This window comes from Moorena sp. SIO1F2, assembly GCF_010672755.1.
GTDB lineage: Bacteria > Cyanobacteriota > Cyanobacteriia > Cyanobacteriales > Coleofasciculaceae > Moorena.
Genome location: NZ_JAAHFV010000628.1, coordinates 1 through 1,802, shown reverse-complemented (window position 1 = coordinate 1,802; position 1,802 = coordinate 1). Strand labels below are relative to the sequence as shown.

The following is a 1,802-nucleotide window of genomic DNA, read 5'->3' as shown; positions in this document are numbered from 1 at the left end:
TGATTGTTGTGGAGCCTTTATGGTTGACAGGCTATGCATAGAAGGGTTAAAACTTGTTGATTAAGGCTCCACTACCTTACGGTAACTTTAAACGCAGTGGAACTCGTGGTAATGAACCATTCAAAAGCATTAGTTATTATCTTTCTTCAAAATCTCCTCAATCTCGTCGTTTGGTCGATGGCATTCGTTCGCGTAGCGTGGCCTTAGGCCTTGGACATTGGCTGATTGAAAATTCTCTTCATTGGGTCAAAGATGTCATTTACGAGGAAGATATTAGTCCCCAAAGATCAGGATTTGCTCCAAAAAACTTATCTTTGCTCAAAACCTGGGTTTTAACCCTTATTCGAGCACATGGCTTTGACTCGATTAAGGCAGCAATCAGTGAAATAAGCCATAATCTGAAGTATATCCTCAGTTTTTGTACTTAAGAGTAATTATCTCCGATTATCTTCTATTTTATTGATAATGAAACAGCCCTGCCTTCTCCAGGGGGTTTAGTCGTAAAAAAAGGCTGAAATATTTTTGGTATAACCTCCGGAGGAATTCCTTTACCACTATCAGTGAAACTGACCTTAATCTTATCATCCTGCTGTCTAACATCAATGGTTAAAGTTCCCTTACTATCCATAGCTTGAATGCCATTGTGAATCAAGTTCGTCCAAACTTGATTAAGTTGGTCGGGATAGCAAAGAATAGCAGGCAAGGAATCCTCATAATTTATGATTACTTCTACACCGTATTTGAGTTGGTTATAATAGAGAGTTAAAATAGTATCAATCCCTTCAATAATATTTGCCTCTATCTTGTTACCACTAGAATCATCATGGGCATAATTTTTCAGGGCAAACACCACTTTAGCAGCTCGTTCAGCAGCGGTAACAATGTTACGGGTACTGGTTTGGAGATTAGCAAATTGATAGGCAGTTTGTAAAATTTTTTCTCCCTCTGGGTCTTTCAGTAGAGGCAACAAAGGGTGTAGGTCGTCCCAAACCCCAATTCCTACTAAAATATTGGCGAGTTTTGCTGCTTTCTGAATCGAGTGGGATGTCATCTGGCCGGTCAAGGCTTTTCTGATTTGACGTTCCGAGTAGATAAAGGAGTCGTTTGTTGGCTGGAGCGTTCTAGTAAGGTAAAGAAATCCGATTGGCGTTCCTTGGAAAGTGCTTGAAAAAAGGAAGGTAACTGCTTGAGGTGGTGAGCTAAAAAGTTAGCAAGATTCCTAACTGAGGAGTTAATAGCACCTAAAGGAGTGTTAATTTCATGAGCAACTCCAGCTACTAATTGTCCGAGAGCAGCCATTTTTTCAGATTGGATCAACTCGTCTTGAGTAGCTTGCAGCTGTTGCAGGGTTTCGTTCAGTTCTGCTTCCACTTCCATGCGCTGTTTGATTTCGTTTTTCAGACGTCGATTCTGCTCTTCCAATGTCTTGGTTTGGTCTTCAAGGGTTTTGGTCAAAGAACGCAGTTGTAAATGTACCTTGACTCTTGCTAACACCTCCTGTGACTGAATCGGTTTAGTCAGATAATCGACTCCCCCAAGCTCAAATCCTTTCACCTTATCCTCTATACCGGATAAAGCCGTCATAAAAATTACAGGAATATCTTTGGTTTCGTCATCTGCTTTCAAACGGCGGCAGGTTTCAAAGCCATCCATCCCTGGCATCAACACATCCAGCAAAATTATTTCAAGCCACTCTCACCATTGCGGGCTACCAAAATCGTCAAACCAGCATCTTCCAAATAATCAACAGCTACTCCTAAATTGGTGGGATTATCATCAATCACCAAAATAGTGAAGTTGGT

Annotated in this window: 3 protein-coding genes; 1 reads left to right on the top strand and 2 read right to left on the bottom strand. The window is 40.9% G+C overall.

Annotated elements, in window-relative coordinates:
* Positions 1–56 precede the first annotated feature (56 nt).
* Positions 57–428, top strand: coding sequence for a hypothetical protein (locus F6J94_RS33545; RefSeq protein ID WP_293048211.1), 372 nt, complete (start codon positions 57–59; stop codon positions 426–428).
* A gap of 23 nt (positions 429–451) precedes the next feature.
* Here F6J94_RS33545 and F6J94_RS34595 read toward each other — a convergent pair whose 3' ends face one another.
* On the bottom strand, positions 452–1,063 hold the full coding sequence (locus tag F6J94_RS34595) for a sensor histidine kinase (RefSeq protein WP_367142321.1): 612 nt from the start codon (positions 1,061–1,063) through the stop codon (positions 452–454).
* Positions 1,060–1,668 carry a response regulator gene (locus F6J94_RS34590; RefSeq protein ID WP_365940132.1) on the bottom strand — a complete coding sequence of 203 codons (609 nt, stop codon included), beginning with the start codon at positions 1,666–1,668 and terminating at the stop codon, positions 1,060–1,062. Before F6J94_RS34590 ends, F6J94_RS34595 begins: the two co-directional genes overlap by 4 nt.
* Positions 1,669–1,802: the final 134 nt, after the last annotated feature.